The organism is Streptomyces sp. NPDC018964 (assembly GCF_044390325.1).
In the GTDB taxonomy this organism is placed as follows: Bacteria; Actinomycetota; Actinomycetes; order Streptomycetales; family Streptomycetaceae; genus Streptomyces.
The window spans coordinates 100,058-126,735 of record NZ_JBIRYZ010000012.1; the positions used below are offsets into that span (position 1 = coordinate 100,058).

The following is a 26,678-nucleotide window of genomic DNA, read 5'->3' on the forward strand; positions in this document are numbered from 1 at the left end:
GAGCGGATGTGGCCGCGGCCACATCCGCCGATCCTTTTCCCCATGAGCGACACACCGGTCAAGCAGCAGAGCACGGCCGCCTTCTACGGCCAGGCCGTCGCGTCCTTCGGAGTGGCCATGGGAGCCACCGCGGTCGGCATCTTCAACCTCGACACCGACGCCTGGGTCCGCGCCTTCCTGGGTATCGCGGTCCTGTATCTCGTCACCTCCGCCTTCACCCTGGCCAAGGTCATCCGCGACCGCCAGGAGGCCGGGCAGATCGTCAACCGGGTCGACCAGGCCCGCCTGGAGAAGCTGCTCGCCGAGCACGACCCGCTGCAGAAGCTGTGACGACGGACGCGCTAAGCGAGCGCTCACCCTTGCCGGTATGGTGTTACTCCTGCCAGTGAATGAGGTGAGCGATGAGTACGGCGGAGGAGACGGCCGGCGCCGAGGCGCAACCGTGGGGTGAGGTCACGCCCGACGCGGCCCGGCGGTTGCTGCTCGCCGCCGTGGAGGCGTTCGCGGAACGCGGCTACCACGCCACGACCACCCGCGACATCGCGAGCCGCGCCGGGATGAGCCCGGCCGCGCTCTACATCCACTACAAGACCAAGGAAGAGCTGCTCCACCGCATCAGCAGGATCGGCCACGAGAAGGCCGTCGAGATCCTGCGCACGGCGGCCCGCGCCGAGGGCGGCCCCGGCGAGCGGCTCGCCGAAGCGGTCAGCTCCTTCGTCCGCTGGCACGCGGGGGGCCGCACCACCGCCAGAGTCGTGCAGTACGAACTCGACTCCCTCGGTCCCGAGGCCCGCGCCGAGATCCTCGGGCTGCGCCGGCAGGTCGACGCCGAGGTGCGCGGGATCATCGAGGAGGGCGTGCGCTCCGGCGAGTTCGACGTCATCGACGTCCAGGGCACCACGCTCGCCGTGCTCTCCCTCTGCATCGACGTGGCCCGCTGGTTCAACGTCGACGGTCCCCGCACCCCCGAGGAGGTCGGCGCGCTCTACGCCGACCTCGTGCTCAGGATGGTCGGGGCCGGGGGGACCGGCCCCGCTCAGAGGTAGTACCGGGCCACCGACTCGGCCACGCACACCGGCTTGTCGCGGCCCTCGCGCTCCACGGTGAACGCCGTGGCCACCTGGACACCGCCCGGCACCTCGTCGACGGCGGTGATCGTCGCGGTCGCGCGCACCCGCGAGCCGACCGGGACCGGGGCGGGGAAGCGCACCTTGTTGGTGCCGTAGTTGACGCCCATCTTCACGCCCTCGACGGAGATCAGCTGCGGGCCGAACAGCGGCAGCAGCGACAGCGTCAGGTAGCCGTGCGCGATGGTCGTCCCGAACGGCCCCGCCGCGGCCTTCTCCGGGTCGACGTGGATCCACTGGTGGTCCCCGGTGGCCTCGGCGAACAGGTCGATCCGCTTCTGGTCGACCTCCAGCCAGTCGGTGTGTCCCAGCTGCTCGCCCACCGCCGCCTTCAGGTCGTCGACGGACGTGAAGATCCTCGGCTCTGCCATGTCCCGGCCTCTCGCGTCAGGAAGTCGCAGCGCATCCGTGCGCGCATGCTAAGCAACTGCTTAGCATGGTGTGCCGGGCGGTCCCTGTCAACGACGGCCCCGCCGGACGGGTGGGTAGGGTTCGAGGAGTGCCCCAGCTTCCCGAGAAGATCCACGAGCTCACGGTCGGCCAGCTCTCCGCGCGCAGCGGCGCCGCCGTCTCGGCCCTGCACTTCTACGAGTCCAAGGGCCTGATCAGCAGCCGCCGCACCGCGGGCAACCAGCGCCGCTACAGCCGTGACACCCTGCGGCGGGTCGCCTTCATCCGCGCCGCCCAGCGCGTCGGCATCCCGCTCGCCACGATCCGCGAGGCGCTCGCCGAACTGCCCGAGGAACGCACGCCCACCCGGGACGACTGGGCGCACCTCTCCGAGGCGTGGCGCTCCGAGCTGGACGAACGCATCAAGCAGCTCAACCGCCTGCGCGACCACCTCACGGACTGCATCGGCTGCGGCTGCCTCTCGCTGGACAGCTGCGTTCTGTCCAACCCGGACGACGTCTTCGGCGACCGGCTGACGGGGTCCCGTCTCCTGCCGGAGAAGAGCAGACGGTGAGCCCCCGCCTCCGCGGGCAGCCGTGCCTCCTCCGGTGCCTCGAGGGCCTGGGAGGTGCTCCAGGGCGATGGAAGCCTCGTTCGGGCGCGGCCGGGGGTGGCGATGGGGCCCGCTCGTGGGGTACCTCCCGCCCGCGCGCGGCCGAGGGCGGGGGAGAAGCCGGGAGCGGGGGAGGTGCCCCGCGGGCGCCGGCCGGCGGACCACGCGACCCGCGTCCCCGAAGTCAGGGGGTGCGGCATCCCCTGCGCACCCCCTCGCTCCGTTCGCTCCCTGCCTCTCAGGCCGACACCAGCAGCCTCGCCCTACGGGCCTCCGCCAGGGCTCCGGAGGTGAGCACGGGACGCGGCACCAGGATCCCGCAGTCCGTGCAGACCGGGCCCGTCGACGGCTCGTGGTCCAGGTCGAAGCGCCACACGAGCCGTTCCCCCCGGCACACGGGGCAGGCCGTGCCCGGCTCCCGCTCCAGCGCGGCTATCAGCCGCCGCAGCACCTCGGCCAGCGGCTCGCGCGGGTGCACCCGCGGGTCGTCGCACCAGGCCACACCGAAACCGCCCCAGGTCAGCCGGTGCCAGTCGTCCACGCTGCCCGGCCTGCGCAATCCGTCGTGCTTCTCCTTCCTGCGGCGCTCGGCGAACTCCACCTCGTAGCCCAGCCAGACCGCCCGGGCCTCCTCCAGCTCGTCCAGCGCGGCCACGAGCCGCGCCGGGTCGACGGAGCGGTCCTCGGGATCGAACCCGGCCCGCGAGCACAGATGGTCCCAGGTCGCCCTGTGCCCGTAGGGAGCGAACCGCTCAAGGCACTTGCGCAGCGAATAGCGCCGCAGCGCGAGATCGCACCGCGGATCTCGGACCTGTCTCGCCAGACTTCGGAAACCGGCCATCGTCCTGCACCTCCGTCACACCTGCACCTGTAATCCGGTCACTTCGGCGTCGTCGAACGGACGTCGCCGAATAGACGTATCGACACGCGAATCGGCTCCATCCTTTTTTCGATGGCCCCCATCAGCCGGCCGCGGGGACTCACGGGGCAACTCCCGTGATCCCTGCTTCAGTTGTGGTCGTACACGGGGATACCGGCGGTAACCCGCTCCGTGCCCTCCCCTCGGGGGAAGAACCCCTCCTCGTCAGCCTGAGAACTCCCGGCGGCTTCCACGGGTTCCTGAAGACCCCGCCGATATGCACACCCGACGCGAAACGGCGGCGGGCCGCCCGCCCGCCGCCGTCCCGTACCGCCCGCTCTCAGCGGTACAGCAGGTACCCCCGCCGCATCCTCCGGAACCCCGCCAGCTCCTCCTGCCAGCCGGCCACCACCTCGTCCGTGTCCGCACCCGCGTCGATCATGGTGCGCACGCGCGCGGAGCCGGTGAGCTTGTCGATCCAGTGGTCCGGGCGCCAGGCGAAACCGCTCCACGACCGCTTGGCGGTGATCAGCAGCCCGATCCCCGTCCGCACCGGGTCGAACGCCTCCCGGTCGTGCACGTGCACCTGGACACCCCCGACGGTCCTCCCCTGGAACTTGGAGAACGCCGGCGCGAAGTACGCCTCCCGGAAGCGCACGCCCGCGAGCCCCAGCGCGTTCGCCTCCTCCGCCCAGCGCCCGTCGATCCCCTCCGCCCCCAGCAGCTCGAACGGCCGGGTGGTCCCGCGCCCCTCCGACAGGTTCGTCCCCTCGAACAGGCACGTCCCCGCGTACACCAGCGCCGTCTCGGGCGTCGGCATGTTCGGGCTCGGCGGCACCCACGGCAGCCCGGAGGCGTCGTAGAAGTCCGACCGCCGCCAGCCCGACATCCGCACGGTCTCCAGCGGCACCGGCGCCGTCAGGAACTCCCCGTTGAACAGCAGCGCCAGCTCCGCCACCGTCATCCCGTGCGCCTGCGAGACCGGCTGCCGCCCGACGAACGTCGCGAACTCCTCGTGCAGCACCGGACCCAGCGCGGCCCGCCCGGTCACCGGGTTCGGCCGGTCCAGGACGACGAACCCCTTGCCCGCGAGCGCGGCGGCCTCCATGCAGTCGAACAGCGTCCAGATGTACGTGTAGAACCGCGCGCCCACGTCCTGGATGTCGAAGACGACCGTGTCCACGCCGGACGCGGTGAAGACGTCGGCGAGCGCCTGTCCGCTCTTCAGGTACGTGTCGTAGACCGGCAGGCCGGTCGCCGGGTCGTCGTGGCGGCCCTCCGAGCCGCCTGCCTGGGCGGTGCCCCGGAAGCCGTGCTCGGGGCCGAAGACGGCGGCCAGGTCCACCCGGTCGTCGGCGTGCATGACGTCGACGATGTGCCGCGCGTCCCGGGTGACGCCCGTCGGGTTGGTGACCACGCCCACGCGCCGCCCGTCGAGCAGCCCGTAGCCGTCCGCGGCGAGCCGTTCGAACCCGGTGCGCAGCCTCCGGCCACCCCCGTGCGCGGGCCCGGAAGCGGCGGCCGCCGGCGCGGCACCGGCCGCGGCCACGGCCGTGGTGGTGGCCAGCAGGCTCCGTCTGGACAGCTTCATGCGGTGACCTCCGTGATCGTGGCGGGTGTCATGCGCACGCACGCTAGCGCGCCCGACCGTCCCGGGGAACGAACCGGACCGGCCCCGCGCGGAACACCCCTTCCACCGGGCATACCGACCGGTTAGTCTGACGCCGGTAGCCGCTGGGAGCCGCGTCGAAGGAGACCGATGGTGCAAGCCGTGCAGGGTGCGAGGGTGGTCGTCACGGGAGCCGGGGGCGGCATCGGGGCGGCGCTCGCCCGCCGCTTCGCCGCTCAGGGGGCGAAGGTCGTCGTCAACGACCTGGACGCCGACCGCGCGAAGGCCGTCGCCGAGGAGATCGGGGGTCTCGCCGTCCCGGGCGACGCCTCCTCGACCGTCGCCGAGGCCCGCGACGCGCTCGGCGGCACCGTCGACGTGTACTGCGCCAACGCGGGCGTCGGCCGCGACGGCGGGGAGCCCGGCGAACCGCTCGACGAGCAGGGCTGGGCGCTCTCCTGGGACGTCAACGTCATGGCGCACGTCCGCGCGGCGCACGCGCTGCTCCCGGACTGGCTGGAGCGCGGCAGCGGCCGCTTCGTCTCCACCGTCTCCGCCGCCGGACTCCTCACCATGATCGGCACCGCCCCCTACAGCGTCACCAAGCACGGCGCCTACGCCTTCGCCGAGTGGCTGTCGCTGACGTACCGCCACCGCGGGGTGAAGGTCCACGCGATCTGCCCGCAGGGCGTGCGCACCGACATGCTCGACGCCAGCGGCAGCGCGGGCGACCTCGTCCTCAAGCCGACCGCGATCGAACCGGAGGACGTGGCCGACGCCCTCTTCCGGGGCATCGAGGAGGACCGCTTCCTGATCCTGCCGCACCCCGAGGTCGCCGAGTACTACCGCACCCGCGCCGCCGAGCCGGACCGCTGGCTGGCCGGCATGAACCGCCTCCAGCAGCAGTGGGAGGCCACCCGGTGACCGCCTCCCGCTACGCCGCCAAGCCCTGGCTGGCCCTCCTCACCGAAACCCAGCGCGCCCCCGTCGACCCCGCCGCCTCCCTGGTGCACGCCCTGCGCCGCGCGGTCGCCGAGACCCCCGACCGCACCTTCCTCGCCTACTTCGACGGCCGCCTCACCTACCGCGAGGCCGACGAGCTCGGCGACTCCCTCGCCGGCTACCTCGCCGCGCGCGGACTGGAGCGCGGCGACCGGGTGGCGATCCTGCTGCAGAACTCCCCGCTCTTCGTCCTCGCCCTGCTCGGCGCCTGGAAGGCGGGCGCGGTCGTCGTGCCCGTCAACCCGATGTACAAGTCCGGCGAGGTGACGCACGTCCTGCGGGACGCCGGCGCGGCCGCGCTGATCTGCTCCGACCGGGCCTGGGAGTCGTACCTGCGCGACACGGCCGCCGACTCGCCCGTGCGGATCGTGCTCACCGGCTGCGAGCTGGACTTCCAGACCCGCGGCGACACGCGCGTGCTCACCTTCGAACGGCTCCCGCAGCCCCCGGACGCCGACGACCTCACCACCGTCGCCCGCCAGGGACACCCGGCTCCGGAGGACCGCGCCCCCGCCCCCGGCGACACCGCGCTGATCAGCTACACCTCCGGCACCAGCGGCACCCCCAAAGGCGCCACCAACACCCACCGCAACATCATGTACAACGCCGAACGGCAGCGCACCGGGCTCGGCCTGCCCGAGGCACCCGTCTACTTCGCCCTCGCGCCCCTGTTCCACATCACCGGGATGGTCTGCCAGCTCGGCGCCTGCCTCGACAGCGCGGGCACCCTCGTCCTGGCCTACCGCTTCGAGGCCGGCGTCGTCCTCGACGCCTTCGCCGAGCACCGCCCGCACTACACCGTCGGCCCGTCCACCGCCTTCATGGCGCTGGCCGCCCACCCCGACGTGAGCCGTGACCACTTCTCCTCCTTCCGGGTGATCTCCTCCGGCGGCGCCCCGCTGCCGCCCGCCCTGGTGGAGAAGTTCCGGGCCGGCTTCGGACCGTACATCCGCAACGGCTACGGGCTCACCGAGTGCACCGCCCCCTGCGCCTCCGTCCCGCCGCACCTGGAGGCGCCCGTCGACGAGGCCTCCGGCACGCTCGCCGTCGGCGTACCGGGCCCCGACACCGTCGTACGGATCGTCGACGACCGGGGCGAGGAGCTGCCCTTCGGCGAGCAGGGCGAGATCGTCGTACGCGGACCGCAGGTCGTGCCCGGCTACTGGCAGCGGCCCGACGCCACCGCCGAGACCTTCCCCGACGGCGAGCTGCGCACCGGCGACATCGGCTTCATGGACCCCGAGGGCTGGCTGTACGTCGTCGACCGCAAGAAGGACATGATCAACGCGTCCGGCTTCAAGGTGTGGCCGCGCGAGGTCGAGGACGTCCTCTACACCCACCCCGCGGTGCGCGAGGCCGCCGTCGTCGGCGTCCCCGACGGCTACCGCGGGGAGACCGTCAAGGCCTTCATCAGCCTGCGCCCCGGCGTCGAGACGGACCCGGCCGCGCTCGCCGCGTACTGCGAGGAGAGACTGGCCGCCTACAAGTACCCGCGCCAGGTGGAGATCCTGCCGGACCTGCCGAAGACGGCCAGTGGGAAGATCCTCCGGAGGGAACTGCGTTCCCTGACCCACGACGACCAGTAGTGACACGGAAAGGCGGGTGGCGGCAGTGCCCAGGACGACGGACGGTGATGGGACTCCTGTGCCGCAGCGGCTCCTGGCCGCCGCCACCCGGCTCTTCGCCGAGCGGGGCTACGACCGCACCTCGGTGCAGGAGATCGTCGAGGCGGCAGGCGTCACCAAGGGGGCGCTCTACCACTACTTCGGCTCCAAGGACGACCTGCTGCACGAGGTGTACGCGCGCGTGCTGCGCCTCCAGCAGGAACGCCTCGACCGGTTCGCGGACGCCGACGAGCCGGTCGAGAAGCGGCTGCGCGGCGCGGCGGCGGACGTCGTCGTCACCACGATCGAGAACCTCGACGACGCGTCGATCTTCTTCCGCTCCATGCACCACCTCGGCCCGGAGAAGAACAAGCAGGTGCGCGCCGAGCGCCGCCGCTACCACGAACGCTTCCGCGCGCTGATCGAGGAGGGCCAGCGCGAGGGCGTCTTCTCCACGGCGACCCCGGCCGACCTGGTGGTCGACTACCACTTCGGCTCCGTGCACCACCTGTCCACCTGGTACCGCCCCGACGGCCCGCTCAGCCCCCAGGAGGTCGCCGACCACCTGGCGGACCTGCTGCTGAGGGCCCTGCGCCCCTGAGAACACCCCCCCACGGCTCGTGGCCCGCCGGCGGTACCGGCGGGCCACGAGCCGTTCCCCGGAACTACAGGTACTTCTTCAGCTCCCGGCGCGCCAGCGACCGCTGGTGCACCTCGTCCGGGCCGTCGGCGATCATCAGCGTGCGGGCCCCGGCGTACAGCTCGGCCAGCGGGAAGTCCTGGCTGACCCCGCCCGCCCCGTACAGCTGGATCGCCCGGTCGAGGATGCCGACCACCGTGCGCGGGGTGGCGATCTTGATGGCCTGGATCTCCGTGTGGGCGCCCCGGTTGCCGACGGTGTCCATCATCCAGGCCGTCTTCAGCACCAGCAGCCGCAGCTGCTCGACGGCCACGCGCGCGTCGGCGATCCAGTTCTGCACCACGCCCTGCCGCGCCAGCGCCTTGCCGAACGCGTCCCGCGACACCGCGCGGCGGCACATCAGCTCGACGGCCCGCTCGGCCATGCCGATCAGCCGCATGCAGTGGTGGATCCGGCCGGGACCGAGCCGGGCCTGCGCGATGGCGAAGCCGCCGCCCTCCTCACCGATCAGGTTCGACACCGGCACGCGCGCGTGGTCGAAGACCACCTCGGCGTGCCCGCCGTGGTAGTGGTCCTCGTAACCGAACACCCGCATGGCGCGCTTGACGGTCACGCCCGGCGTGTCGCGCGGGACGAGCACCATGGACTGCTGGCGGCGGATGTCCGCCCCGTCCGGGTCGGTCTTGCCCATCACGATGAAGATCGCGCAGTCCGGGTGCATCGCCCCGGAGATGTACCACTTGCGGCCCGTGATGACGTACTCGTCGCCGTCCCGCTCGATGTGCGTGGTGATGTTGGTGGCGTCGGAGGAGGCGACGTCCGGCTCGGTCATCGCGAACGCCGAGCGGATCTCGCCGGCCAGCAGCGGCCGGAGCCACTGCTTCTGCTGCGCCTCGTCACCGAACTGCGCCAGCACCTCCATGTTCCCGGTGTCGGGCGCCGCGCAGTTGGTGACGGTCGGCGCGATCTGCGGGGAGCGGCCCATGATCTCGGCGAGCGGCGCGTACTGGAGATTGGTGAGTCCGGCGCCGTGCTCGGAGTCGGGCAGGAACAGGTTCCACAGCCCCTGCCGGCGGGCTTCGGCCTTCAGCTCCTCCACCACGGGGACGTTCTCCCACGGCGAGTCCAGCCCGGCCCGCTGCTCGTGGGCGACCGCCTCGGCCGGGTACACGTACTCGTCCATGAAGGCGAGCAGCCTGGCGCGCAGCTCCTCGGTGCGCGCGTCGAACGCGAAGTCCATGGTCGGTCAGCCTTCCTGAAGAGTGGTCAGTCCGTGCCGGATGAAGACCGGGACCAGATCGCCGATGCGGTCGAAGCCGCGCCCGACCGTCCGGCCCAGGGTGTAGCGGTAGTGGATGCCCTCCAGGATCACGGCGAGCTTGAACCAGGCGAACGCCGTGTACCAGGAGACCGCGGAGACGTCGCGCCCCGACCGTGCGGCGTACCGCTCGATCAGCTCGGCCGGCGTGGGGTGCCCGGGCGCCTCGGCGGTCGTGGAGACGGGGGAGTCCGGCATGCCCAGCGGCATGCTGTACATCACCAGCAGCCCCAGGTCCGTCAGCGGATCGCCGAGCGTGGACATCTCCCAGTCGAGGACGGCCTTGATCTCGTCGGCGCCCTTCTCGGGCTCGGCGCGCTCCTCCGGCTCACTCGCCGGGCCGATCAGCACGTTGTCGAGGCGGTAGTCGCCGTGCACCACGGCCGGCGCGGGAGAGACGGGCAGCTCACGGCCGAGCGCCGCGTGCAGCTCGTCGATCCCGGCCAGCTCCCGGTTGCGGGAGGCGTCCAGCTGCTTGCCCCAGCGGCGCAGCTGCCGGTCCAGGAAGCCCTCGGGGCGGCCGAAGTCCGACAGGCCCACCTCGCCGGGATCGACGGCGTGCAGCTCGACCAGCGTGTCGACCAGGTTCAGCACCGCGTCCCGGGTGCGTTCGGCGCCGAGCGGGGCGAGCTGGCCGGCCGTCCGGTACGGGGTGCCCTCGACGAAGTCCATGACGTAGAACGGCGCCCCGAGCACCTCCTCGTCCTCGCACAGCAGTACGGTGCGCGGCACCGGCACGGCGGTCGGGTGCAGCGCGCTGATCACCCGGTGCTCGCGCTTCATGTCGTGCGCGGTGGCCAGGACGTGGCCGAGCGGGGGACGCCGTACGACCCACTTCGAGGTGCCGTCGGAGACCGTGTACGTGAGGTTCGACCTGCCGCCCTCGATCAGCCGGCCGGTGAGCGGGCCGTTCACCAGGCCGGGCCGCTCCCGTTCGAGCAGGCCGCGCAGCCGGTCGAGATCGAGTCCGGGCGGGTGGTCGGTGCTCATCGTCGCTCCTACGGGCAGGAAACAGTACCCGCCTCATGATGCCGACCGGTCGGTATGCCGTCCAGAGCGGCGGTCGAACGTGATCGGGGCCACGATAGGCGCTCGTGCCCCCCGTGCCTCGCCCAGCCACCACGCGAACGGCGTATATCGGACCGTTCCGCTTGCGCCGTGCGCGCGGAGCCCGGAGGGTCGGACCCATGAAGGCGATCAGCTACTCCCGGTACGGCGGCCCCGAAGTGCTGGAACTCGGAGAGGCCGACGACCCCGGGGTCGGACCCGACTCGGTCCTGGTGCGGGTGCGGGCGGCGGCCGTCAACCCGGTCGACTGGAAGTGCCGCGAGGGCCATCTCGACCCGGTCCTCCAGCCGGTCTTCCCGGTGATCCCCGGCTGGGACGTCTCGGGCGTGGTCGTCCAGCCCGGTCCCGCCGTACCGGAGTTCGCCGTCGGCGACGAGGTCATCGGTTACGTGCGCGAGGACGTCCTCTCCCGCGGCACCTTCGCCGAGTACGTGGCCGCCCCGGTGCGTGCCCTCGCGCGCAAGCCGCGCACGCTGTCCTTCGAGGAGGCGGCCGGCCTCCCGCTCGCGGGGCTCACCGCGTACCAGGTGCTGCACCGCGTCCTGGAGGTCAAGCGCGGCGAGACCCTCCTGGTGCACGCCGCGGCCGGCGGCGTCGGCTCCGTCGCCGTCCAGCTCGCCACCCACCTCGGCGCCCGGGTCATCGGTACGGCGAGCGAGCGCAACCACGACTTCGTGCGCGGACTGGACGGGGAGCCGGTGACCTACGGCGAGGGCCTGGCCGAACGGGTACGGGGGCTGGCGCCCGAGGGCGTGGACGCGGTGTTCGACTCGGTGGGCGGCGACGCCCTCAAGGCCTCCGCGAACCTGCTGGCCCCCGAGGGCCGCCTGGCCTCGATCACCGACCCCGAGGTGGTGAGCTACGGCGGCCGCTACTGGTTCGTCCGCCCCGACCCCCAGGACCTCCAGCACCTCTCCGACCTGGCGGACCAGGGCACGGTCACCGTCCACGTCTCGGAGACCTTCCCCCTGGAACGAGCGGCGGACGCCCACCGCCTGAACCAGGAGGGCCGCACCAGAGGCAAGATCGTGGTGACGGTGAGCGCATAGCACCGAACAGCCCGTCCGGCGTTTGAGGACGAGGCCCGTCCAGGGCCGAAGGGGGGTCCGGGGGCACAGCCCCCGGGGACGGGACGGGAAGGGGCGGCGGGGGCGAAAAACCACCGATCCCCCACCTCACCCCACCCCGACAAGCACCGCCCCACACCCGGCCATGGCCACCGTGCAGACCACCACGACCGCCGCACACGGCGAACCGAGCGCCCCCGGCTCACTCACCGCCGCCAGCCCCCGAATCCGCCGATGGGCAACCCACAGAAACCCCACCCAACAACCACAGCACAACACACACGCGACAACCCCGGCGACCGACCCCCCACCCGCCAGCGCCGCCTTCACGGCCAACACCGCAGCGACCGTCGCCGACAACGTCGTACGCCGCCACGCGAGCCGCGTCCGCTCGGGCTGCAGCCCCGGATCCCGCTCCGCGCCCCGGCCCGCCGCCACTCCGCTCACCCGTCCCACCCGAACAGCACCACGGCGACCATCGCCCCGGCCACCACCGCCACCACGAGACTCAGCAGCGCCGGGAACCGCGACACCGGCAGATCCTCCCCCCGCCGCATCGCCCGCTCACACCGCACCCAGTGGTTGACCGCCCGCAACGCGCACAACGCCCCCGCGGCCAGCAGCGCCAGCGCCAGCCCGACCCGCCACCCCCACCGCAGATCCGGCAGGAACTGGTCCACGGCGAACCCGCCCCCGATCAACGCGAGCGCGGTGCGCAACCAGGCCAGGAACGTCCGCTCGTTCGCCAGCGAGAACCGGTAGTCGGGCGTGTCGCCCTCCCGCCGCACCTCGCCGGGCGCGAACCACAACCGAACGTTCCGCACGAACTCGATCACGCCGCGACCCTACCGGGACCACCCCGCACCGGGCCGACGGCCGGGGACGGAGCCCCGCTCAGCCCCCGGCCCGCCCCGCCCGGTACGCCGTGAGCCGCCGGTACGCCTCCAGCCCGTCCGGAGTCCACTCCCACTCCCCGAGCCGCCGCTCCAGCTCCGCCTCCGGCAGGAAGTCCGCCCAGGCCACCTCCTCCGGCTGCGGCCGTACGGGCCGGTCGCAGCGCACCTCGTACACCGCCGACCACCAACTGCGGCCCGCCCCGTCGTCGTACAGGAACGTGAGGACGTACTCGGGGCGCGGCAGCCCGCTCACGCCCAGCTCCTCCTCGGCCTCCCGCAGCGCCGCCTCGTCGTAGCTCTCGCCCGCGCCGACGACCCCGCCGACGAACATGTCGTACAGGGAGGGGAAGACCTGCTTGGTCGCGGTGCGGCGGTGGACGAGGACCCGCCCCTCGGCGTCCCGGACGAGGACGAAGGCGCAGCGGTGGCGCAGCCCCCGCGCGTAGGCCTCCCCGCGCGGGGACCGTCCGACCACCCGGTCGTTCTCGTCGACGATGTCGATGATCTCCTCAGCACTCATGCGGCCATCCAAGCAGCGGCCGGCCCCTGCCCGGCCGCTCACCCCACCCGCGCGGTCCTCCTGCCCCGGACGTCACAAGTGGCCGTTCCGTGAACGAAGTTGACGCGAGTAACACATGAGGTGCCCTTGACGTGATCCGTGGGCTGACGGTTTGCTGTGAGTGATCAGCCCATGGCGTTCGGCAGCCGACCACTGCCGTACCGACCGCCCGCCGTGAGCCGGTGACCCCAAGAAGAGCGCGTGAGGAAGTTCCGCGGTGCCCCCACCCCCGCCTCCCCTCGGCCGTGCCCGCAGACGGGCGGCACAGACCTTCGACGAGGCCCTCGACGACGCCGAACTCGCCGCCGCGCGGACCGCGCTGGCGCAGGGCCGCTGGCAGAGCACCCGCTCGCTGCTGGTCCGCACGGGGGACGACTGGGACCGCCGGGGCCACCGGATCACGGTGCTCGCCGGGGAGCCGTACTGCGCCGCCTGGACCCGCGAGTGGCTGCTCGCCGAACCCGACTCCGGTGACGCGTCCGTGCTGCTCGCCCTGGCCCAGGTGCGGCGCGCGCTGCGCGGCGAGGAGAAACCGGCCCGTGCCCGCGAGGCCTGCCACAAGGCGGCGGAACTCCTGCCCGCAGACCCCACCCCCTGGCTCGGACTGCTCCTGCTGGAGTGCGCCCAGGGCGCCGAGGGGGACGTGATCCGGATGTTCGAGCAGATCCGCACCCGGTACGCGGACCACCACCACGCCCACCATCTGGTGGTCGCCTGGCTCGCCGAGCGTCGTGTGGAGGCGGGCCCGGACCCGCTGCACGAGGTGTACGACTTCGCCAACTGGGCCGCCGAGCAGGCCCCCGCCGACTCGCCGCTGGCGGTCCTGCCGGTCGTCGCGCACGCCGAGCGCTACCGCACCCTGGCCGCCGCCGGGCACGAACCCGCCGACCCGGTCGCCTCCGGCCACTGGGTCGGCCGCCGCGCCCGGCAGGTGATGAAGGCCGCCTTCGACTGGTGGCTGGAGTGGGAGCACGAAGGCCACCCGCGCCGCCTGGTCGACCTCAACTTCCTCGCCCACGCCAAGGTCTGCGAGGGCCGGGGCGCCGAGGCCGCCGCACTCTTCCACCGCATCGGAGACCACGCCACCCCCGCCCCCTGGTCGTACCCCGACCGTGACGCCCTGACCGCCTTCCGCACCGCCCGCGCCGCAGCCCTGGGCACGACCTGACCCCACGCCCCACCCGTCCACCCGCCCGTCACCACCACAACCGACCAAGGACGGCCTCCCGATGACGACGGACAGTCCGAGCACTTCGAGCACTTCGAGCACTTCGAGCACGAGCGGAGCGACAGCCGACGGCATCAGCACCTTCAAGGGGCGGGAGCGCGCCCTGCGTGCCGGCCGCCTCGGCACGGGGGGCCTGCTGCTCTCCGTCCTCGCCGCGACCGCTCCCCTCATGGTGGTCGCGGGTGTCATGCCCACCACATTCGCGGTGATGGGCATCGTCGGTCAGCCGCTGCTCTTCGTGGCCCTCGGCGTCGTACTGGTCCTCTTCAGCCTCGGCTACGCCGAGATGAGCCGGCACGTCCACAACGCCGGCGCCTTCTACGCCTACATCTCCCGCGGACTCGGCGGCACCGCCGGAGCGGGCGCCGCCCTCGTCGCGCTCGTCGCCTACAACGCCCTCCAGGTCGGCATCTACGGCATCTTCGGCTTCGAGGTCTCCGGCCTCCTCGCCACCTACGCCGACCTCGAGGTCGCCTGGTGGATACCGGCGCTGGCGGCCGTCCTCGCCGTCGGCGCGCTGGGCTGGCTGAAGATCGACGTCAACGCGCGCGTGCTCGGCGTGCTGCTGGTCATCGAGGTGCTGCTGGTCGTCGTCTTCGACATCGCCGCCGTCGCCGACCCCGGCGCGGAGGGCCTGTCCCTGCACGCCTTCGATCCGGACACGCTCACCGGCGCCGGCGTCGGCACCGCCCTGTGCTTCTGCATCGCCGCCTTCCTCGGCTTCGAACAGGCCCCCGTCTACGCCGAGGAGACCAGCAGGCCGCACGAGGTCGTGCCGCGCGTGATGTTCCTCGCGGTCACCGGCGTCGCCGTCTTCTTCGCCCTCAGCAGCTGGGCGCTCACCGTCGCCACCGGCCCCTCCGGGATCGTCGGCGCCTCCCGGGAGCAGAGCGCCGGCCTGCTGTTCTTCCTCACCGAGGACCGCCTCGGCGGCACCTTCACCGACGTCCTGCACGTCCTCTTCGTGACCGGCATGTTCGCGGCCATGCTCAGCTTCCACAACGTCGTCGCCCGGTACGCCTTCGCCATGGGCCGCGAGGGCCTGCTGCCCGCCGCCTTCGGCCGCACCACCGGCACCAGCGGCGCCCCCGGCACCGGCTCCCTGCTCCAGACCGTCATCGCCGCCGTGCTCGTCCTCGCCTTCGCGCTCACCGACGACAAGCCCACCGGCGACCCGACCGCGCCGGTCCTGCACCTGTTCACCTGGGGCGGCAACGTCGGCGCGCTCGGCGTGATCGTGCTGATGGCCATCGCCTCCCTGTCCGTCGTCGTCTTCTTCGCCCGGCGCGGCGCCGCGGGCGCGCAGGGCTGGCGGCTGGCCACCTCCGCGCTGGCGGGCATCGCCCTGGCCGTCATCGCGGGCTACACGGTCAAGGACTTCGACGTCCTGGTCGGCGCGGGCCCCGACTCCTCGCTGAGCTGGCTCCTGCCTGGCGTCATCGGGCTCGCCCTGGTCGCCGGCCTGGTCCAAGGCGCCGTCCTGCGCGCCCGCGCCCCCGAGAGGCACGCCCGCATCGGGCTCGGCAACGAGGCGTTCCAGCTCGAGAAGGAGGCCGAGCGCACCTCGTAGGAGAGCTGATTACGGAAATCTGACGGGCACCCGCGTTCCCTGGTCCGACGGGGACGCGGGTGCTCGAATGGAGGGGTGAACCCCGAACAGCCGCCACCGCCCCCCGACGAGGGGGACGCGCGAGGCAGGCCCATCGGCCGCCGTGTCTTCCTCGGCACCCTCGGCCTGGGCGCCCTCGGCGTGGCCACCGCGCCCACCCTGCAACGCGGCCTGGAATCCTTCCTCGCCGGAGCCTCCGACAAGGACCCCACCGGCCTGACCGGACTGCTCCCCAACGGCGGCGGTTTCCGCTACTACTCGGTCACCTCCTCCGTCCCGCGGAAGAACGCCGGCACCTACCGCCTCACGGTCGACGGCCTCGTCGACCGCCCCACCACCTACACCCTGGCCGACCTGAAGGCCCTGCCGCAGACCCGCACGGTCCGCGACGTCCAGTGCGTCACCGGCTGGCGGGTGCCGGACACGCCGTTCGAGGGGGTGCGCCTGTCCCGGCTCCTGGACGCCGCGGGCGTACGCTCCTCGGCCGGGGCGGTGCGCTTCACCTGCTTCGACGGCGCGTACTCCGAGAGCCTCACCCTCGACCAGGCCCGCCGCGCCGACGTCCTGGTCGCCCTGCGCATGCGGGACGAGGACATCGGCCACGCCCACGGCGGCCCGGTCCGCCTCTACGTGGCCCCCATGTACTTCTACAAGTCCGCCAAGTGGCTCTCCGGCATCACCGTCACCGAGGACGTCGAACCCGGCTACTGGGAGGAGCGCGGCTACGACATCGACGCCTGGGTCGGCCGCTCGAACGGACGCGACGATGAGCCCACGAGCTGACGCCCCGCCCGCCGCCACCGCCACCGCCACCGCCGTACGGCGCTTCGGGCGCGCCCAGCGGTGGGCGCACCGTGCCACGGCCGTGCTGATGGGCGTCTGCGTGGCCACGGCCGCCTGCCTCTACGTTCCCCAGCTCGCCCAGCTGGTGGGCCGCCGGGCCTTCGTCGTCACCCTCCACCAGTGGTCAGGGCTCGCCCTGCCCGTCCCCGTCCTCGCCGCTCTCGCCTCCCGCGCCTTCCGCGCCGACCTGGGCCGCCTCAACCGCTTCGGCCCGCACGACCGCGTCTGGCTGCGGGCCGCCCTGCGCCGCGACAAGCGCCCCTCGTCCCGGCCGGCCGGCAAGTTCAACGCGGGCCAGAAGGTCTACGCGGCCTGGATCGCGGGTGCCACCCTGGTGATGCTCGGCACCGGACTGCTGATGTGGTTCACCCACCTCACCCCGCTGGTGTGGCGCACCAGCGCGACCTTCGTCCACGACTGGCTGGCGCTGACCATCGGCATCGTCCTCGCCGGGCACATCGGCATGGCCCTGGCGGACCCCGAGGCCCGGCGCGGCATGCGCACCGGCTCCGTCGACCGCGACTGGGCGGAGCGCGAACACCCGCTGTGGCGCCCCTGAAACGACACGGGCCCACCCGCGCCCCGAGGGGGAGCGGGTGGGCCGTACACGCCCGGTCCTCAGCCGAATGATCAGCTGAACGAACGGCTTCGGGCGAACAACTAAATGATCAGCGACAGCAGCAGCACCAGAGCACCGGCGACCACCGAGATGATCGTCTCCATGATCGACCAGGTCTTGATCGTCTGCCCGACGTTCAGCCCGAAGTACTCCTTCACCAGCCAGAACCCGGCGTCGTTGACATGGCTGAAGAACAGCGAACCCGCACCGATCGCCAGCACCAGCAGGGCGGCGTGCGTGGTCGACATGTCGGCCGCCAGCGGCGCCACGAGACCGGCCGCCGAGACGGTCGCCACCGTCGCCGAACCGGTCGCCAGCCGGATCGCCACCGCGATCAGCCAGGCCAGCAGCAGCGCCGGGATCGACCAGTCCTCGGAGATCTCCAGGACCATCTGTCCCACACCGGTGTCGATCAGCGTCTGCTTGAAGCCGCCGCCCGCGCCGACGATCAGCAGGATGCCCGCGATCGGCGCGAGCCCCTTCTCGACCAGGGACGAGATCCGCTCCTTGCTGAACCCGGCGGGCATCCCCAGCGTGAAGATGCCGACCAGCACGGCCGCGAGCAGCGCGATCAGCGGGGAGCCGACCACGTCGAACACACGCTGCACGTGGTGCTCGGGGTCGTCGACGACGATGTCGACCAGCGCCTTGGCCAGCATCAGCACGACCGGCAGCAGGATCGTGGCCAGCGTCGCGCCGAAGCTCGGACGCTTCTCCAGGTCCTCGGAGGGCCGCTGCGGGATCATCCGCTCCGGGGCCGGGACGTCCACCCAGCGGGCGGCGTACTTCGAGAACAGCGGACCGGCGATGACGACCGTCGGTACGGCGACGAGCACGCCCAGCGCCAGCGTCACACCGAGGTTGGCGCCGACGGCGTCGATCGCGACCAGCGGACCGGGGTGCGGCGGCACCAGACCGTGCATCACGGACAGACCGGCGAGCGCCGGGATGCCGATGCGCATCAGGGAGTAGTTGCCGCGCTTGGCGACCATCAGCACCACCGGGATCAGCAACACCACGCCGACCTCGAAGAACAGCGGCAGACCGATCACCGAGGCGATCAGCACCATCGCCCACGGCATGGAACGGCCGCTCGCCTTGGCGAGGATGGTGTCGACGATCTGGTCGGCGCCACCGGAGTCGGCGAGCATCTTGCCGAGGATCGCGCCGAGGGCGATCAGCACGCCCACGCCGGCGACGGTGGAGCCGAGTCCGGCACTGAAGCTGGTGATCACCTTGTCGAGCGGCGCGCCGGCGAACGCGCCGAGCGCCAGCGTCCCGATGGTCAGCGACAGGAAGGCGTGCAGCTTGAACTTGGTGATGAGCAGGACGATGACGGCGATGCCCAGGAGCACGGCGATGCCCAGCTGGGCGTGGCCGGCCGAGGTGATCGGCTCGGGTGCGTCCGCTGCCAGCATCTCAACGCTGAGTCTGGTCACGGTGGTTCCCTTGTTTCTACGGGTTGGGGAGGAAACCGGGGAGTGGGGGCGCCCCGGGAACTGGGGGTCCGGTCAGGGACCTACGGGGCCGGCTCTCAGAGGGCGTCCAGGGCGGCGGCCGCCCGCGCGGTGATCTCCTCGGGGCTGCCCGTCACGTCCACGGCGACTCCGGCCTCGTCCGGCTCCAGCGGCTGGAGCGTGGCGAACTGGGAGTCGAGCAGCGCCGTGGGCATGAAGTGGCCCTGCCGGTGCGACATCCGGTCCTCGACGAGCGCGCGGTCACCGGAGAGGTGCACGAAGAGCACGCCGGGCGCGGCGGCCCGCAGCCGGTCGCGGTACGACCGCTTCAGCGCCGAGCAGCTGACCACCCCGCCGAGACCGGCCCGGCCGTGCGCCCAGTCGCCGATGGCGTCCAGCCAGGGCCACCGGTCGTCGTCGGTGAGCGGGGTACCGGCCGACATCTTGGCGATGTTGGCCGCCGGGTGGAAATCGTCGCCCTCGGCGTACGGAACGCCGAACCGGGCCGCGAGCAGGGGACCGATGGTGGTCTTCCCGGTGCCCGCGACGCCCATGACCACGACGACATGGGGGGTGTTCATCGCTGCCTCACTGTCCGCTGTCTTCGTCGACACCTGATGTCGACGCAACTGAAGCTCATTAGGTACGACGAATTCAAGAGTCTGTGACATATAAGTCTGACTTTTTGTTCCCGTGATCCGCCCCGTACTCTGAGTGCATGAGCACCACGGGCCGGGGGCTGCACGGCCGCGTACTGGACACCCTCGGCCCCGAGATCACCGCCGGCGAGTACCCGCCCGGCAGTGTCCTGCGCACCGACGAACTCGCACAGCGCTTCGACGTGTCGCGCTCCGTGATGCGCGAGGTCGTCCGCGTCCTGGAGTCCATGCACCTGGTGGAGTCCCGGCGCCGCGTGGGCGTGACGGTCCTTCCGGCCCACGAGTGGAACGTGTACGACCCCCAGGTCATCCGCTGGCGCCTGGCCGGCGCGGACCGCCCCCGCCAGCTCCGCTCCCTCACGGTGCTGCGCTCGGCGATCGAGCCCGTCGCGGCCGGCCTGGCCGCCCGCAACGCCACCCCGGAACAGTGCGCCGAACTCACCGAGTGCGCCCTCGGCATGGTCGCCAACTCCAGCGGCCACCGCCTGGAGGGCTACCTCCTCCACGACGTGGCGTTCCACCGCGTGATCCTGACCGCCTCGGGCAACGAGATGTTCGCCCGCCTCGGCGACGTCGTCGCCGAGGTGCTGTCCGGCCGCACCCACCACGACGTGATGTTCGAGGACCCCGACCCCGCCGCCGTCACCCTCCACGTCCAGCTCGCCGAGGCGGTCCGCGAACGCGACCCCGCCCGCGCGGAGAAACTGACCCGAGAGATCACCGAGGGCGCCCTCCAGGAACTGGACATCCTGGCGCCCTGACGGCCGTACGGGGACGCCCCCGTGGAGCTCAGTCCAGGAACTCCCCGTCGACGTACACCCACGCCCCGTCGACCCGCTCGAACCGGCTGCGCTCGTGCAGCGAGCCGCCCCGGTAGGAGGCCCGGAAGGTCACCGTCCCGGTGGAGTGGAAGGCGGACCCGTCGCTCGTGTCCAGGACCTCCAGCCCGGTCCACCGCATCCCGGGATCGAAGTCGATCCGCTCCGGCCGCGTCCGCGGATGCCAGGTCCGCAGCAGATACGCACCGTCCCGCCGCACGAACGCGCAGTACCGCGACCGCATCAGCCGCTCGGCGGTGGGGGCGGTGGCGGCCCCGGAGTGAAAGCGCCCGCAGCAGTCCTCGTACGCCTCGGGGAGCCCGCAGGGGCAGGAACGCGTGGTCATGGCGACCATTCTGTCCGATCGCCCTCGAGGCCGGGCGCCGCTGTCCCGTGAACCGGCGTTTACAGGGCACACTCCGCCCAGACGGTCTTGCCGGGCGCGGCGGGCCGCGGGTCGGTGCCCCAGCGGGCGGCCAGCCGGGTCACCAGGAGCAGTCCCCGGCCCGACTCCGCGTCATCGGGCGTCTCTTGGACGGACGAGGGCGGCCTCCGCTCGGTGCGGGCGTCCGTCACTTCGATGCGGAGTACGTCCGGGGTCGCGGTCAGCCGGAGGTGGAAGTCCCGGCCGGGGACGTGACCGTGCCGCACCGCGTTGGAGGTGAGTTCGGCCGCGATCAAGGTCAGGGTCTCGTTGACGGGGGAGTCGTACGGGTGCCCCCACTGGTCAAGTCGGTGCGAGACGAGACGGCGGGCGAGACGGGCACCGCGCGGGGTGGAGGTGAACCGCATGGCGAACTCGTGCGGGGCGGCCGGGACTTCCGGTGCCTGTGGGGTGGTGGTGTCCGTGGTTTTCATGGCGGATAGCTTGCCGAAGACGAAACGGCTCTGACCAGCGGAAACGCCTGTACTGGCGAGGGTTGTACAGGTGGCTGCCCAGTGCGTACACGCAGAGGTGAGTTCTCGTACGAGGGAACTTGTGGGCGTTCGGGGGACCAGCCCTTCATCACCGTACGTAGCGTGATACGTCGCGCTGCGTGCACGGTTCCAGCCTGTACGGCCGCGCATCAGAACCGTGGGCGATGAGGTGCCGGAGGCGGCGGGCATGGTGGAACAGGACGACGGGGCGAACTTCCTGCGGTGCTTCGGGCGGCAGATGAGACTCCTGCGGGAGCGGGCTGGGTTGACGCGGAGGGAGCTGGGGTCCCGGCTCGGTTACGGGGAGGACCAGATCACGTCGGTCGAACTCGGCCGACGCATCCCCAAACCGGAGCTGATCGACAAGGCGGATGAGGTACTGGACGCCGGGGGCGTCCTGCGGGCGATGAAGGAAGAGGTCGCGCGGGCGCGGTATCCGGCGTTCTTCCGGGATGCGGCGCGGTTGGAGGCGGAGGCGGTCGAGTTGCAGGTGTACGACACCCACATGGTCAACGGCCTGCTGCAGACGGAGGAGTACACGCGAGGGGTTCTGCGCATGCGCCGACCGCTCCTGAAGGAAGAGACGATTGAAGAGCGGGTAGCGGCGCGTCTGGCTCGCCAGGAGATCTTCAACAAGTGGCCCGCGCCTCTGTTCAGTTTCGTCATGGAGGAGTCCGTATTGTTGCGGCGACTCGGCGGAACCACGGTGGTGCGGGGACAGCTGGAGCAGATCCTTCTGATCGGAGAGAAGCGCAACGTCGAAGTGCAACTGATGCCGCTCGATCGGGAGGACAACGCCGGTGTGGACGGCGGCTTCACGGTGTTCTCCCGTAAGGGAGGAGAGCAGATCGGCTACACAGAAGCGCAGGGACGTAGCACACTGGTGACTTCTCGTGAAGAGGTCCGCGTGCTCGCCGCACGCTATGGGATCATCCGTGCGCAGGCCCTCACCCCGTGTGAGTCTCTGGCCTACATCGAGAAGTTGCTGAGGGAGCTATGAACGTCCGAGGGATCACGACCATGGCTCAGGACCTGCGGTGGTTCAGGAGCAGCTACAGCGGTGCTGAGGGCGGCCAGTGCGTAGAGGTGGCTGCTTCCCGGCAAGCCGTTCACGTCCGTGACTCCAAGATCGTCACTGGTTCCGTGCTCACCGTGACCCCCACCGCGTGGACGGCCTTCACCGGCTTTGCCGCACGCCGCAGTAACGAGGTTTGACCCGGACCGTACGAAAGTAACCGCGGAGAGGATCTCGGCGCGAGTAAGGGCGTCCGCTGGGGCGGGAGACGCGCTGTGTGACCGGTCGGCCCGGCGAGCCCGGGCCGGTCATCCGAGCGGTGCGATCTCCTTCGGGCCGTAACAAGCGACGGCCTCACCCGTGAGCAGAGCCCAGTAGCGGTCTCCGAACGACCAGTGCCACCATTCCGTGGGGTAGTTCACCAGACCCGCCGCCTCCAGCACGGAACCCAGGAGCTTCCGGTTGGCGCGGGCCTCCTGGCTGATGTTGGCGGCATGGGTGTAGCAGGCGCCCTTGCTCTCCTCCGGGTCGGCGTTCATCCGTGTGCCCAGGTCCAATTCGCGCCCACTGACATCGGCCAGAGTGAGGTCGACGGCCGCTCCGGCGCTGTGCGGAGCGATCTCGGGCGGCGACACATACCGGCTCGCCGCCGAATGGATCTGTCCGGGGGACCATTCCGGGTGGATGGCCCGCAGCCGGCTCGTGTACTCCTCGAAGTACTTCTGCTGCAGGGAAGGCGGCCGGCACCCCTCGACGAAGAGCAGCCGTACGTCCTGCGGAAGTGTCGTCTGGGCCTTGAGCAGCCGTTCCAGCACGCCTTCCCGCAGGTACGCAAAGGCATCTGCCGGATCCTGCTTGCGTGCATCGATCAGCAACGAACCGCCCGCCCGAACGTCCACGAGACGTTCGCCGCACTCTGCAACGGGTACGGCGGTGACCTTCGGATCCGACATCAGCACGATTTCACTCATGCCGTGATCATCTCGCAACACTCGACTCGGCGGACCTTCTCGGGCAGAGCGCGAGGCAGATTCAGCCAGTCCTTGATTGGTGGCCCGCGTTCGGAAGACACCCCGGGCTCGGTGTCGCGCGACCCGGCCGTACGGTGTGGGACGGGCGGCCGTGGCGGAAAACACTGAAGGCCCCTGATGATCAGGGGCCTTCAGTGATCTTGCTGGTGTCCGAGGGGGGACTTGAACCCCCACGCCCGATAAAGGGCACTAGCACCTCAAGCTAGCGCGTCTGCCATTCCGCCACCCGGACAAGGTGTCTGTCGCGTGGGGTTTCCCCCTTGGCGACGACGTAAACATTACCAGGTGTTCCGGGGTGGCCGATCACCCCCGCCCGGCCGCGCCGTCGCGTGAACGGCGTGTGACGGGCCGGGCCGGGTCTTGGGGAGCGACCGCGGGGGAGAGAGGATGAGGGGACGACCCACCAGCGGGAACACCAGCAGCGGGAGGAAGCACGTGAGCGAGACGGACACGGCCAGGAGCGTCACCGGTGAGGACGAGGTCGTGGACCTCTGCCGCGAGCTGATCCGGATCGACACCAGCAACTACGGCGACCACTCGGGCCCCGGCGAGCGCAAGGCGGCCGAGTACGTCGCCGAGAAGCTCGCCGAGGTGGGCCTGGAACCGCGGATCTTCGAGTCGCACCCGGGGCGCGCCTCCACGGTGGCCCGGATCGAGGGCGAGGACCCCTCCCGGCCCGCGCTGCTCATCCACGGCCACACCGACGTCGTACCGGCCAACGCCGACGACTGGACCCACCACCCCTTCTCCGGCGAGATCGCCGACGGCTGCGTGTGGGGGCGCGGGGCCGTCGACATGAAGGACATGGACGCGATGACCCTCGCGGTCGTCCGCGACCGGATGCGCAGCGGACGCAAGCCCCCGCGCGACGTCGTCCTCGCCTTTCTCGCCGACGAGGAGGCCGGAGGGACGTACGGCGCCCGCCACCTGGTCGACCACCACCCGGACCTCTTCGAGGGCGTCACCGAGGCGATCAGCGAGGTGGGCGGCTTCTCGTTCACCGTCAGCGAGCAGCGCCGGCTGTATCTGATCCAGACGGCCGAGAAGGGCATGCACTGGATGAAGCTGACCGTGGCCGGCACCGCCGGGCACGGGTCGATGATCCACCGCGACAACGCCATCACCGAGCTGTCGGAGGCCGTCGCGCGCCTCGGCCGGCATAAGTTCCCGGTCCGCGTCACGAAGACGACCCGGGCCTTCCTCGACGAGCTGGGCGACGCCCTCGGGACCGAGCTCGACCCGGAGAACATGGAGGGGACCCTCGCCAGGCTCGGAGGCATCGCCAAGCTCATCGGCGCGACGCTCAGCAACACCGCCAACCCCACCCAGCTGGGCGCGGGCTACAAGGTCAACGTCATCCCGGGCGAGGCGACCGCGCACGTGGACGGCCGTTTCCTGCCCGGACACGAGGAGGAGTTCCTCGCCGACCTCGACCGGATCCTCGGTCCGAAGGTGCGGCGCGAGGACGTCCACTCCGACAAGGCCGTCGAGACCACGTTCGACGGAGCCCTCGTGGACGCGATGCAGTCCGCGCTGGTGGCCGAGGACCCGGCCGCGAAGGCCGTCCCGTACATGCTCTCCGGCGGGACGGACGCCAAGTCCTTCGACGACCTCGGCATCCGGGGCTTCGGCTTCGCCCCGCTGAAGCTGCCCCCGGAGCTGGACTTCGCCGGCATGTTCCACGGGGTCGACGAGCGGGTTCCGGTGGACGGCCTGAAGTTCGGCGTGCGGGTGCTCGACCGCTTCCTCGACGCGAGCTGAGACGGTTACCCGATGACCCCAATAATCGTCCAGACGTGCGGAGTTGACTGAAAAGAGTGAATGCGACGATAAGCTCGTAGCCTCATTACTCCGTCCTCGTTAGCCGTGATGTGATCCGCGACTTTGGATCGCTTTGCCAACAAGGAGGAATGATGCTGAAGAAGGTCGTCGCCGTCGCGGCTGCTACCGGTGGTCTGGTTCTCGCGGGCGCGGGCATGGCCGCCGCCGACTCCGGTGCCCAGGGTGCCGCCGTGCACTCCCCGGGTGTCCTTTCCGGCAACGTCGTGCAGGCCCCGATCCACGTCCCCGTGAACGTCTGCGGCAACACGATCTCCGTGATCGGGCTGCTGAACCCCGCCTTCGGCAACGTCTGCATCAACAAGTGACGTTGTGCCTCGCCCTCTAGGGCATGCCCGCTGAGGGCTTGAGCCCGTCGGCCCCGGAGCGCCCGCCATGCGCTCCGGGGCCGACCGGTCTCGTCGAACGTCGGAACACCGGGAATCCGTCGGAAGACCGATCCCCGGCACCAGGTCGAAGGCAGGGAATTCAGCAATGCGACAGGTCACCCGCAAGGGCCTGATGACGATGGCGGCCGCCACGGGCGTACTCGCGGCCGCGAGCGGGGCCGCCCACGCCCACTCCGGCGCGACGGGCCACGCCGCCGGCTCACCCGGCGTGGGTTCCGGGAACGTGGTGCAGGCACCGGTGGACATCCCGGTGAACGTCTGCGGCAACACGGTCGATGTCGGCGGTGTTCTCAATCCGTCCGTGGGGAACTCCTGCGCCAACGAGAGTGGCCCTTCCTCGGGCGGTCACGGCGACTCCGGGGGCCATGGCGGTTCGCACGCCGACGGGCACGCCGAGGGCTCGCCCGGCGCGCTCTCGGGGAACGTGGTGCAGGCGCCGGTGCACGTGCCGGTGAACGTCTGCGGCAACAGCGTCAACGTCCTCGGCGCCGGCAACGCCACCGAGGGCAACGACTGCGCGAACCAGGGTGGCTCCTCCTCGGGCGGTTACGGCGACTCCGGCGGCCACGGTGGTTCGCACGCCGGCGGGCACGCCGAGGGCTCGCCCGGCGCGCTCTCGGGGAACGTGGTGCAGGCGCCGGTGCACGTGCCGGTGAACGTCTGCGGCAACACGGTCGATGTCGGCGGTGTTCTCAATCCGTCCGTGGGGAACTCCTGCGCCAACGAGAGTGGTCCCTCCGCGGGCGGTCACGGCGACTCCGGCGGCCACGGCGGTTCGCACGCCGACGGGTACACCGAGGGCTCGCCCGGCGTGGGTTCCGGCAACCACGTCCAGGTACCGATCCACGTCCCGGTGAACGTCTGCGGCAACGGCGTCGACATCCTCGGCGTCGGCAACGCCACCGAGGGCAACGACTGCGCGAACGGCGACCCGGGCCACGACACCCCGGCACAGCCCGGCGACCCGGGCGACCCGGGCGACCCCGGTGACCCGGGCGACCCCGGCAGTCCCGAGCACCCCGGTGACGAACCGGGCACCCCGGACCGCCCGTCGGCCGGCGACCAGCCGGGGACCCACTCCCTCACCCACCCCCGGCACGACGCGCAGCTCGCGCAGACCGGCAGCGAGCTGCCGATGGGGCTCGTCCTGCCCGTCGGCGCGGGCGCCCTGCTCGCCGGCGCGGTCCTCTACCGCAAGGCACGGACCGCCGCGTGACACCGGACACACGGAGCGGACCCCGCGACCGCGGGGTCCGCTCCGTCGTGTGATTCCGGTCGGGTGTCGAAGATCACCAGGTGGCACGCACCTGGCGGATGATCCGCCTCCGCAGCCGCACCCTGCGACTGCCGTCACGCATCAGCGTCAGGCGGTACAACTCCCAGTGACCGTACTCTGCATGGTCCGTCAGCAGACGTGCCGTCTCCTTGCGGGAGACCCCGCGCGGTACGTACACGTCGACAAATTCGTATTCCGGCATCGCATCTATTGTGCGGGCCGGGC

The 26,678-nt window shown here is 71.5% G+C and carries 31 protein-coding genes and 1 tRNA gene; 17 read left to right on the forward strand and 15 right to left on the reverse strand.

The genetic code is table 11. The features are described 5' to 3' along the window. Nucleotides 1–42 precede the first annotated feature (42 nt). Both ACH5AO_RS21770 and ACH5AO_RS21775 read left to right on the forward strand, forming a co-directional pair. Complete coding sequence (locus tag ACH5AO_RS21770) at nt 43–330, forward strand: YiaA/YiaB family inner membrane protein (protein WP_217130360.1); 288 nt, start codon at nt 43–45, stop codon at nt 328–330. Between the two features lie 71 nt (nt 331–401). Beyond that, on the forward strand, nt 402–1,046 hold the full coding sequence (locus ACH5AO_RS21775) for a TetR/AcrR family transcriptional regulator (protein WP_398927045.1): 645 nt from the start codon (nt 402–404) through the stop codon (nt 1,044–1,046). Here the strand turns inward: ACH5AO_RS21775 and ACH5AO_RS21780 are convergent. Continuing rightward, a complete protein-coding gene (locus ACH5AO_RS21780) occupies nt 1,037–1,498 on the reverse strand; it encodes a MaoC family dehydratase (RefSeq protein ID WP_398927047.1) in 462 nt (153 codons plus the stop codon). The genes ACH5AO_RS21775 and ACH5AO_RS21780 overlap by 10 nt on opposite strands. 128 nt (nt 1,499–1,626) lie before the next feature. Here ACH5AO_RS21780 and soxR point away from each other — a divergent pair, with 128 nt between their 5' ends. Next, a complete protein-coding gene (gene soxR, locus ACH5AO_RS21785) occupies nt 1,627–2,091 on the forward strand; it encodes a redox-sensitive transcriptional activator SoxR (protein ID WP_398927049.1) in 465 nt (154 codons plus the stop codon). Nucleotides 2,092–2,368: 277 nt separating this feature from the next. Here soxR and ACH5AO_RS21790 read toward each other — a convergent pair whose 3' ends face one another. Continuing rightward, nucleotides 2,369–2,971, reverse strand: coding sequence for a hypothetical protein (locus tag ACH5AO_RS21790; RefSeq protein ID WP_398927051.1), 603 nt, complete (start codon nt 2,969–2,971; stop codon nt 2,369–2,371). A gap of 358 nt (nt 2,972–3,329) precedes the next feature. Beyond that, a complete protein-coding gene (locus ACH5AO_RS21795; RefSeq protein ID WP_398927053.1) occupies nt 3,330–4,580 on the reverse strand; it encodes an exo-beta-N-acetylmuramidase NamZ domain-containing protein in 1,251 nt (416 codons plus the stop codon). A gap of 168 nt (nt 4,581–4,748) precedes the next feature. On the opposite strand from ACH5AO_RS21795, the gene ACH5AO_RS21800 reads away from it, so the two are divergent. From ACH5AO_RS21800 to ACH5AO_RS21810, 3 genes are read left to right on the forward strand one after another with little or no spacing between them, the layout of a single operon-like run. Beyond that, the gene (locus ACH5AO_RS21800; protein WP_398927055.1) at nt 4,749–5,522 is read left to right on the forward strand and encodes an SDR family oxidoreductase; all 774 of its coding nucleotides are present in this window, start codon (nt 4,749–4,751) and stop codon (nt 5,520–5,522) included. Continuing rightward, entirely contained in the window at nt 5,519–7,186 is a 1,668-nt protein-coding gene (locus ACH5AO_RS21805; RefSeq protein WP_398927057.1) for a class I adenylate-forming enzyme family protein, read from the forward strand. The genes ACH5AO_RS21800 and ACH5AO_RS21805 overlap by 4 nt, the downstream gene beginning before the upstream one ends. Before the next feature lie 25 nt (nt 7,187–7,211). Further along, entirely contained in the window at nt 7,212–7,805 is a 594-nt protein-coding gene (locus tag ACH5AO_RS21810) for a TetR/AcrR family transcriptional regulator (RefSeq protein WP_398927059.1), read from the forward strand. Between the two features lie 64 nt (nt 7,806–7,869). Here ACH5AO_RS21810 and ACH5AO_RS21815 read toward each other — a convergent pair whose 3' ends face one another. After that, nucleotides 7,870–9,084 (reverse strand): acyl-CoA dehydrogenase family protein, encoded by a 1,215-nt coding sequence (locus ACH5AO_RS21815; protein ID WP_398927061.1) that lies wholly within the window; start codon nt 9,082–9,084, stop codon nt 7,870–7,872. Nucleotides 9,085–9,090: 6 nt separating this feature from the next. Beyond that, nucleotides 9,091–10,152 (reverse strand): phosphotransferase family protein, encoded by a 1,062-nt coding sequence (locus tag ACH5AO_RS21820; protein WP_398927064.1) that lies wholly within the window; start codon nt 10,150–10,152, stop codon nt 9,091–9,093. Between the two features lie 197 nt (nt 10,153–10,349). Here ACH5AO_RS21820 and ACH5AO_RS21825 point away from each other — a divergent pair, with 197 nt between their 5' ends. After that, complete coding sequence (locus ACH5AO_RS21825) at nt 10,350–11,279, forward strand: NADP-dependent oxidoreductase (RefSeq protein ID WP_398927066.1); 930 nt, start codon at nt 10,350–10,352, stop codon at nt 11,277–11,279. A gap of 126 nt (nt 11,280–11,405) precedes the next feature. On the opposite strand, the gene ACH5AO_RS21830 is transcribed toward ACH5AO_RS21825, so the two are convergent. Genes ACH5AO_RS21830 through ACH5AO_RS21840 form a run of 3 tightly spaced genes read right to left on the reverse strand, consistent with a single transcriptional unit; the run spans nt 11,406 to nt 12,713 of the window. Next, a complete protein-coding gene (locus ACH5AO_RS21830; RefSeq protein ID WP_398927302.1) occupies nt 11,406–11,735 on the reverse strand; it encodes a DUF202 domain-containing protein in 330 nt (109 codons plus the stop codon). A gap of 5 nt (nt 11,736–11,740) precedes the next feature. Beyond that, complete coding sequence (locus tag ACH5AO_RS21835; protein ID WP_398927069.1) at nt 11,741–12,133, reverse strand: YidH family protein; 393 nt, start codon at nt 12,131–12,133, stop codon at nt 11,741–11,743. Nucleotides 12,134–12,191: 58 nt separating this feature from the next. Further along, complete coding sequence (locus tag ACH5AO_RS21840; protein ID WP_398927072.1) at nt 12,192–12,713, reverse strand: NUDIX hydrolase; 522 nt, start codon at nt 12,711–12,713, stop codon at nt 12,192–12,194. Nucleotides 12,714–12,969: 256 nt separating this feature from the next. Between ACH5AO_RS21840 and ACH5AO_RS21845 the strand changes: the two genes are divergently transcribed. The 4 genes from ACH5AO_RS21845 (at nt 12,970) to ACH5AO_RS21860 (ending at nt 16,991) form a co-directional block, all read left to right on the forward strand. After that, nucleotides 12,970–13,920: a hypothetical protein gene (locus ACH5AO_RS21845; RefSeq protein WP_398927074.1), complete on the forward strand. Its 951-nt coding sequence runs from the start codon at nt 12,970–12,972 to the stop codon at nt 13,918–13,920. Between the two features lie 61 nt (nt 13,921–13,981). Further along, complete coding sequence (locus tag ACH5AO_RS21850; RefSeq protein WP_398927076.1) at nt 13,982–15,550, forward strand: APC family permease; 1,569 nt, start codon at nt 13,982–13,984, stop codon at nt 15,548–15,550. Nucleotides 15,551–15,625: 75 nt separating this feature from the next. Continuing rightward, nucleotides 15,626–16,372 carry a molybdopterin-dependent oxidoreductase gene (locus tag ACH5AO_RS21855; protein ID WP_398927078.1) on the forward strand — a complete coding sequence of 249 codons (747 nt, stop codon included), beginning with the start codon at nt 15,626–15,628 and terminating at the stop codon, nt 16,370–16,372. Further along, nucleotides 16,356–16,991 (forward strand): cytochrome b/b6 domain-containing protein, encoded by a 636-nt coding sequence (locus ACH5AO_RS21860; protein ID WP_398927080.1) that lies wholly within the window; start codon nt 16,356–16,358, stop codon nt 16,989–16,991. Before ACH5AO_RS21855 ends, ACH5AO_RS21860 begins: the two co-directional genes overlap by 17 nt. Nucleotides 16,992–17,092: 101 nt before the next feature. Here ACH5AO_RS21860 and ACH5AO_RS21865 read toward each other — a convergent pair whose 3' ends face one another. Beyond that, nucleotides 17,093–18,490 carry a gluconate:H+ symporter gene (locus tag ACH5AO_RS21865; RefSeq protein ID WP_398927082.1) on the reverse strand — a complete coding sequence of 466 codons (1,398 nt, stop codon included), beginning with the start codon at nt 18,488–18,490 and terminating at the stop codon, nt 17,093–17,095. A gap of 95 nt (nt 18,491–18,585) precedes the next feature. Next, a complete protein-coding gene (locus ACH5AO_RS21870) occupies nt 18,586–19,089 on the reverse strand; it encodes a gluconokinase (protein ID WP_398927084.1) in 504 nt (167 codons plus the stop codon). 137 nt (nt 19,090–19,226) lie between these two features. Here ACH5AO_RS21870 and ACH5AO_RS21875 point away from each other — a divergent pair, with 137 nt between their 5' ends. Beyond that, nucleotides 19,227–19,928 carry a FadR/GntR family transcriptional regulator gene (locus ACH5AO_RS21875; RefSeq protein ID WP_398927086.1) on the forward strand — a complete coding sequence of 234 codons (702 nt, stop codon included), beginning with the start codon at nt 19,227–19,229 and terminating at the stop codon, nt 19,926–19,928. A gap of 28 nt (nt 19,929–19,956) precedes the next feature. Here the strand turns inward: ACH5AO_RS21875 and ACH5AO_RS21880 are convergent, their stop codons facing one another. Continuing rightward, nucleotides 19,957–20,340, reverse strand: a complete 384-nt coding sequence (locus ACH5AO_RS21880; RefSeq protein WP_398927088.1) for a YchJ family protein — start codon at nt 20,338–20,340, stop codon at nt 19,957–19,959. Between the two features lie 50 nt (nt 20,341–20,390). Next, nucleotides 20,391–20,843 (reverse strand): ATP-binding protein, encoded by a 453-nt coding sequence (locus ACH5AO_RS21885; RefSeq protein ID WP_398927090.1) that lies wholly within the window; start codon nt 20,841–20,843, stop codon nt 20,391–20,393. Nucleotides 20,844–21,090: 247 nt separating this feature from the next. Between ACH5AO_RS21885 and ACH5AO_RS21890 the strand changes: the two genes are divergently transcribed. Continuing rightward, nucleotides 21,091–21,903: a helix-turn-helix domain-containing protein gene (locus ACH5AO_RS21890; RefSeq protein ID WP_398927304.1), complete on the forward strand. Its 813-nt coding sequence runs from the start codon at nt 21,091–21,093 to the stop codon at nt 21,901–21,903. A gap of 20 nt (nt 21,904–21,923) precedes the next feature. After that, the gene (locus ACH5AO_RS21895) at nt 21,924–22,118 is read left to right on the forward strand and encodes a DUF397 domain-containing protein (protein ID WP_398927092.1); all 195 of its coding nucleotides are present in this window, start codon (nt 21,924–21,926) and stop codon (nt 22,116–22,118) included. 108 nt (nt 22,119–22,226) lie between these two features. Here the strand turns inward: ACH5AO_RS21895 and ACH5AO_RS21900 are convergent, their stop codons facing one another. After that, nucleotides 22,227–22,889 (reverse strand): M15 family metallopeptidase, encoded by a 663-nt coding sequence (locus tag ACH5AO_RS21900; RefSeq protein WP_398927094.1) that lies wholly within the window; start codon nt 22,887–22,889, stop codon nt 22,227–22,229. Nucleotides 22,890–23,093: 204 nt separating this feature from the next. Next, a tRNA-Leu gene (locus ACH5AO_RS21905) sits at nt 23,094–23,181 on the reverse strand. 203 nt (nt 23,182–23,384) lie between these two features. Here ACH5AO_RS21905 and ACH5AO_RS21910 point away from each other — a divergent pair. From ACH5AO_RS21910 to ACH5AO_RS21920, 3 genes are all read left to right on the forward strand, one after another. After that, nucleotides 23,385–24,710, forward strand: a complete 1,326-nt coding sequence (locus ACH5AO_RS21910; RefSeq protein WP_398927096.1) for a M20/M25/M40 family metallo-hydrolase — start codon at nt 23,385–23,387, stop codon at nt 24,708–24,710. 152 nt (nt 24,711–24,862) lie between these two features. Then, nucleotides 24,863–25,096 carry a chaplin ChpH gene (chpH, locus tag ACH5AO_RS21915; protein ID WP_030867217.1) on the forward strand — a complete coding sequence of 78 codons (234 nt, stop codon included), beginning with the start codon at nt 24,863–24,865 and terminating at the stop codon, nt 25,094–25,096. Between the two features lie 166 nt (nt 25,097–25,262). Beyond that, on the forward strand, nt 25,263–26,393 hold the full coding sequence (locus tag ACH5AO_RS21920) for a chaplin (protein WP_398927098.1): 1,131 nt from the start codon (nt 25,263–25,265) through the stop codon (nt 26,391–26,393). Between the two features lie 73 nt (nt 26,394–26,466). On the opposite strand, the gene ACH5AO_RS21925 is transcribed toward ACH5AO_RS21920, so the two are convergent. Further along, complete coding sequence (locus ACH5AO_RS21925; protein WP_004933366.1) at nt 26,467–26,655, reverse strand: DUF5703 family protein; 189 nt, start codon at nt 26,653–26,655, stop codon at nt 26,467–26,469. Nucleotides 26,656–26,678 lie beyond the last annotated feature (23 nt).

Coding starts and splice junctions, on each gene's coding strand:
- ACH5AO_RS21780 (WP_398927047.1), bottom strand. CDS start 1,498: ATGGCAGAGCCGAGGATCTTCACGTCCGTCGACGACCTGAAGGCGGCG.
- ACH5AO_RS21890 (WP_398927304.1), top strand. CDS start 21,091: ATGGTGGAACAGGACGACGGGGCGAACTTCCTGCGGTGCTTCGGGCGG.
- chpH (WP_030867217.1), top strand. CDS start 24,863: ATGCTGAAGAAGGTCGTCGCCGTCGCGGCTGCTACCGGTGGTCTGGTT.
- ACH5AO_RS21885 (WP_398927090.1), bottom strand. CDS start 20,843: ATGAAAACCACGGACACCACCACCCCACAGGCACCGGAAGTCCCGGCC.
- ACH5AO_RS21875 (WP_398927086.1), top strand. CDS start 19,227: ATGAGCACCACGGGCCGGGGGCTGCACGGCCGCGTACTGGACACCCTC.
- ACH5AO_RS21860 (WP_398927080.1), top strand. CDS start 16,356: ATGAGCCCACGAGCTGACGCCCCGCCCGCCGCCACCGCCACCGCCACC.
- ACH5AO_RS21850 (WP_398927076.1), top strand. CDS start 13,982: ATGACGACGGACAGTCCGAGCACTTCGAGCACTTCGAGCACTTCGAGC.
- ACH5AO_RS21870 (WP_398927084.1), bottom strand. CDS start 19,089: ATGAACACCCCCCATGTCGTCGTGGTCATGGGCGTCGCGGGCACCGGG.
- ACH5AO_RS21900 (WP_398927094.1), bottom strand. CDS start 22,889: ATGAGTGAAATCGTGCTGATGTCGGATCCGAAGGTCACCGCCGTACCC.
- ACH5AO_RS21775 (WP_398927045.1), top strand. CDS start 402: ATGAGTACGGCGGAGGAGACGGCCGGCGCCGAGGCGCAACCGTGGGGT.
- ACH5AO_RS21790 (WP_398927051.1), bottom strand. CDS start 2,971: ATGGCCGGTTTCCGAAGTCTGGCGAGACAGGTCCGAGATCCGCGGTGC.
- ACH5AO_RS21925 (WP_004933366.1), bottom strand. CDS start 26,655: ATGCCGGAATACGAATTTGTCGACGTGTACGTACCGCGCGGGGTCTCC.
- ACH5AO_RS21795 (WP_398927053.1), bottom strand. CDS start 4,580: ATGAAGCTGTCCAGACGGAGCCTGCTGGCCACCACCACGGCCGTGGCC.
- ACH5AO_RS21800 (WP_398927055.1), top strand. CDS start 4,749: ATGGTGCAAGCCGTGCAGGGTGCGAGGGTGGTCGTCACGGGAGCCGGG.
- ACH5AO_RS21895 (WP_398927092.1), top strand. CDS start 21,924: ATGGCTCAGGACCTGCGGTGGTTCAGGAGCAGCTACAGCGGTGCTGAG.
- ACH5AO_RS21820 (WP_398927064.1), bottom strand. CDS start 10,152: ATGAGCACCGACCACCCGCCCGGACTCGATCTCGACCGGCTGCGCGGC.
- ACH5AO_RS21770 (WP_217130360.1), top strand. CDS start 43: ATGAGCGACACACCGGTCAAGCAGCAGAGCACGGCCGCCTTCTACGGC.
- ACH5AO_RS21920 (WP_398927098.1), top strand. CDS start 25,263: ATGCGACAGGTCACCCGCAAGGGCCTGATGACGATGGCGGCCGCCACG.
- ACH5AO_RS21815 (WP_398927061.1), bottom strand. CDS start 9,084: ATGGACTTCGCGTTCGACGCGCGCACCGAGGAGCTGCGCGCCAGGCTG.
- ACH5AO_RS21825 (WP_398927066.1), top strand. CDS start 10,350: ATGAAGGCGATCAGCTACTCCCGGTACGGCGGCCCCGAAGTGCTGGAA.
- ACH5AO_RS21880 (WP_398927088.1), bottom strand. CDS start 20,340: ATGGTCGCCATGACCACGCGTTCCTGCCCCTGCGGGCTCCCCGAGGCG.
- ACH5AO_RS21840 (WP_398927072.1), bottom strand. CDS start 12,713: ATGAGTGCTGAGGAGATCATCGACATCGTCGACGAGAACGACCGGGTG.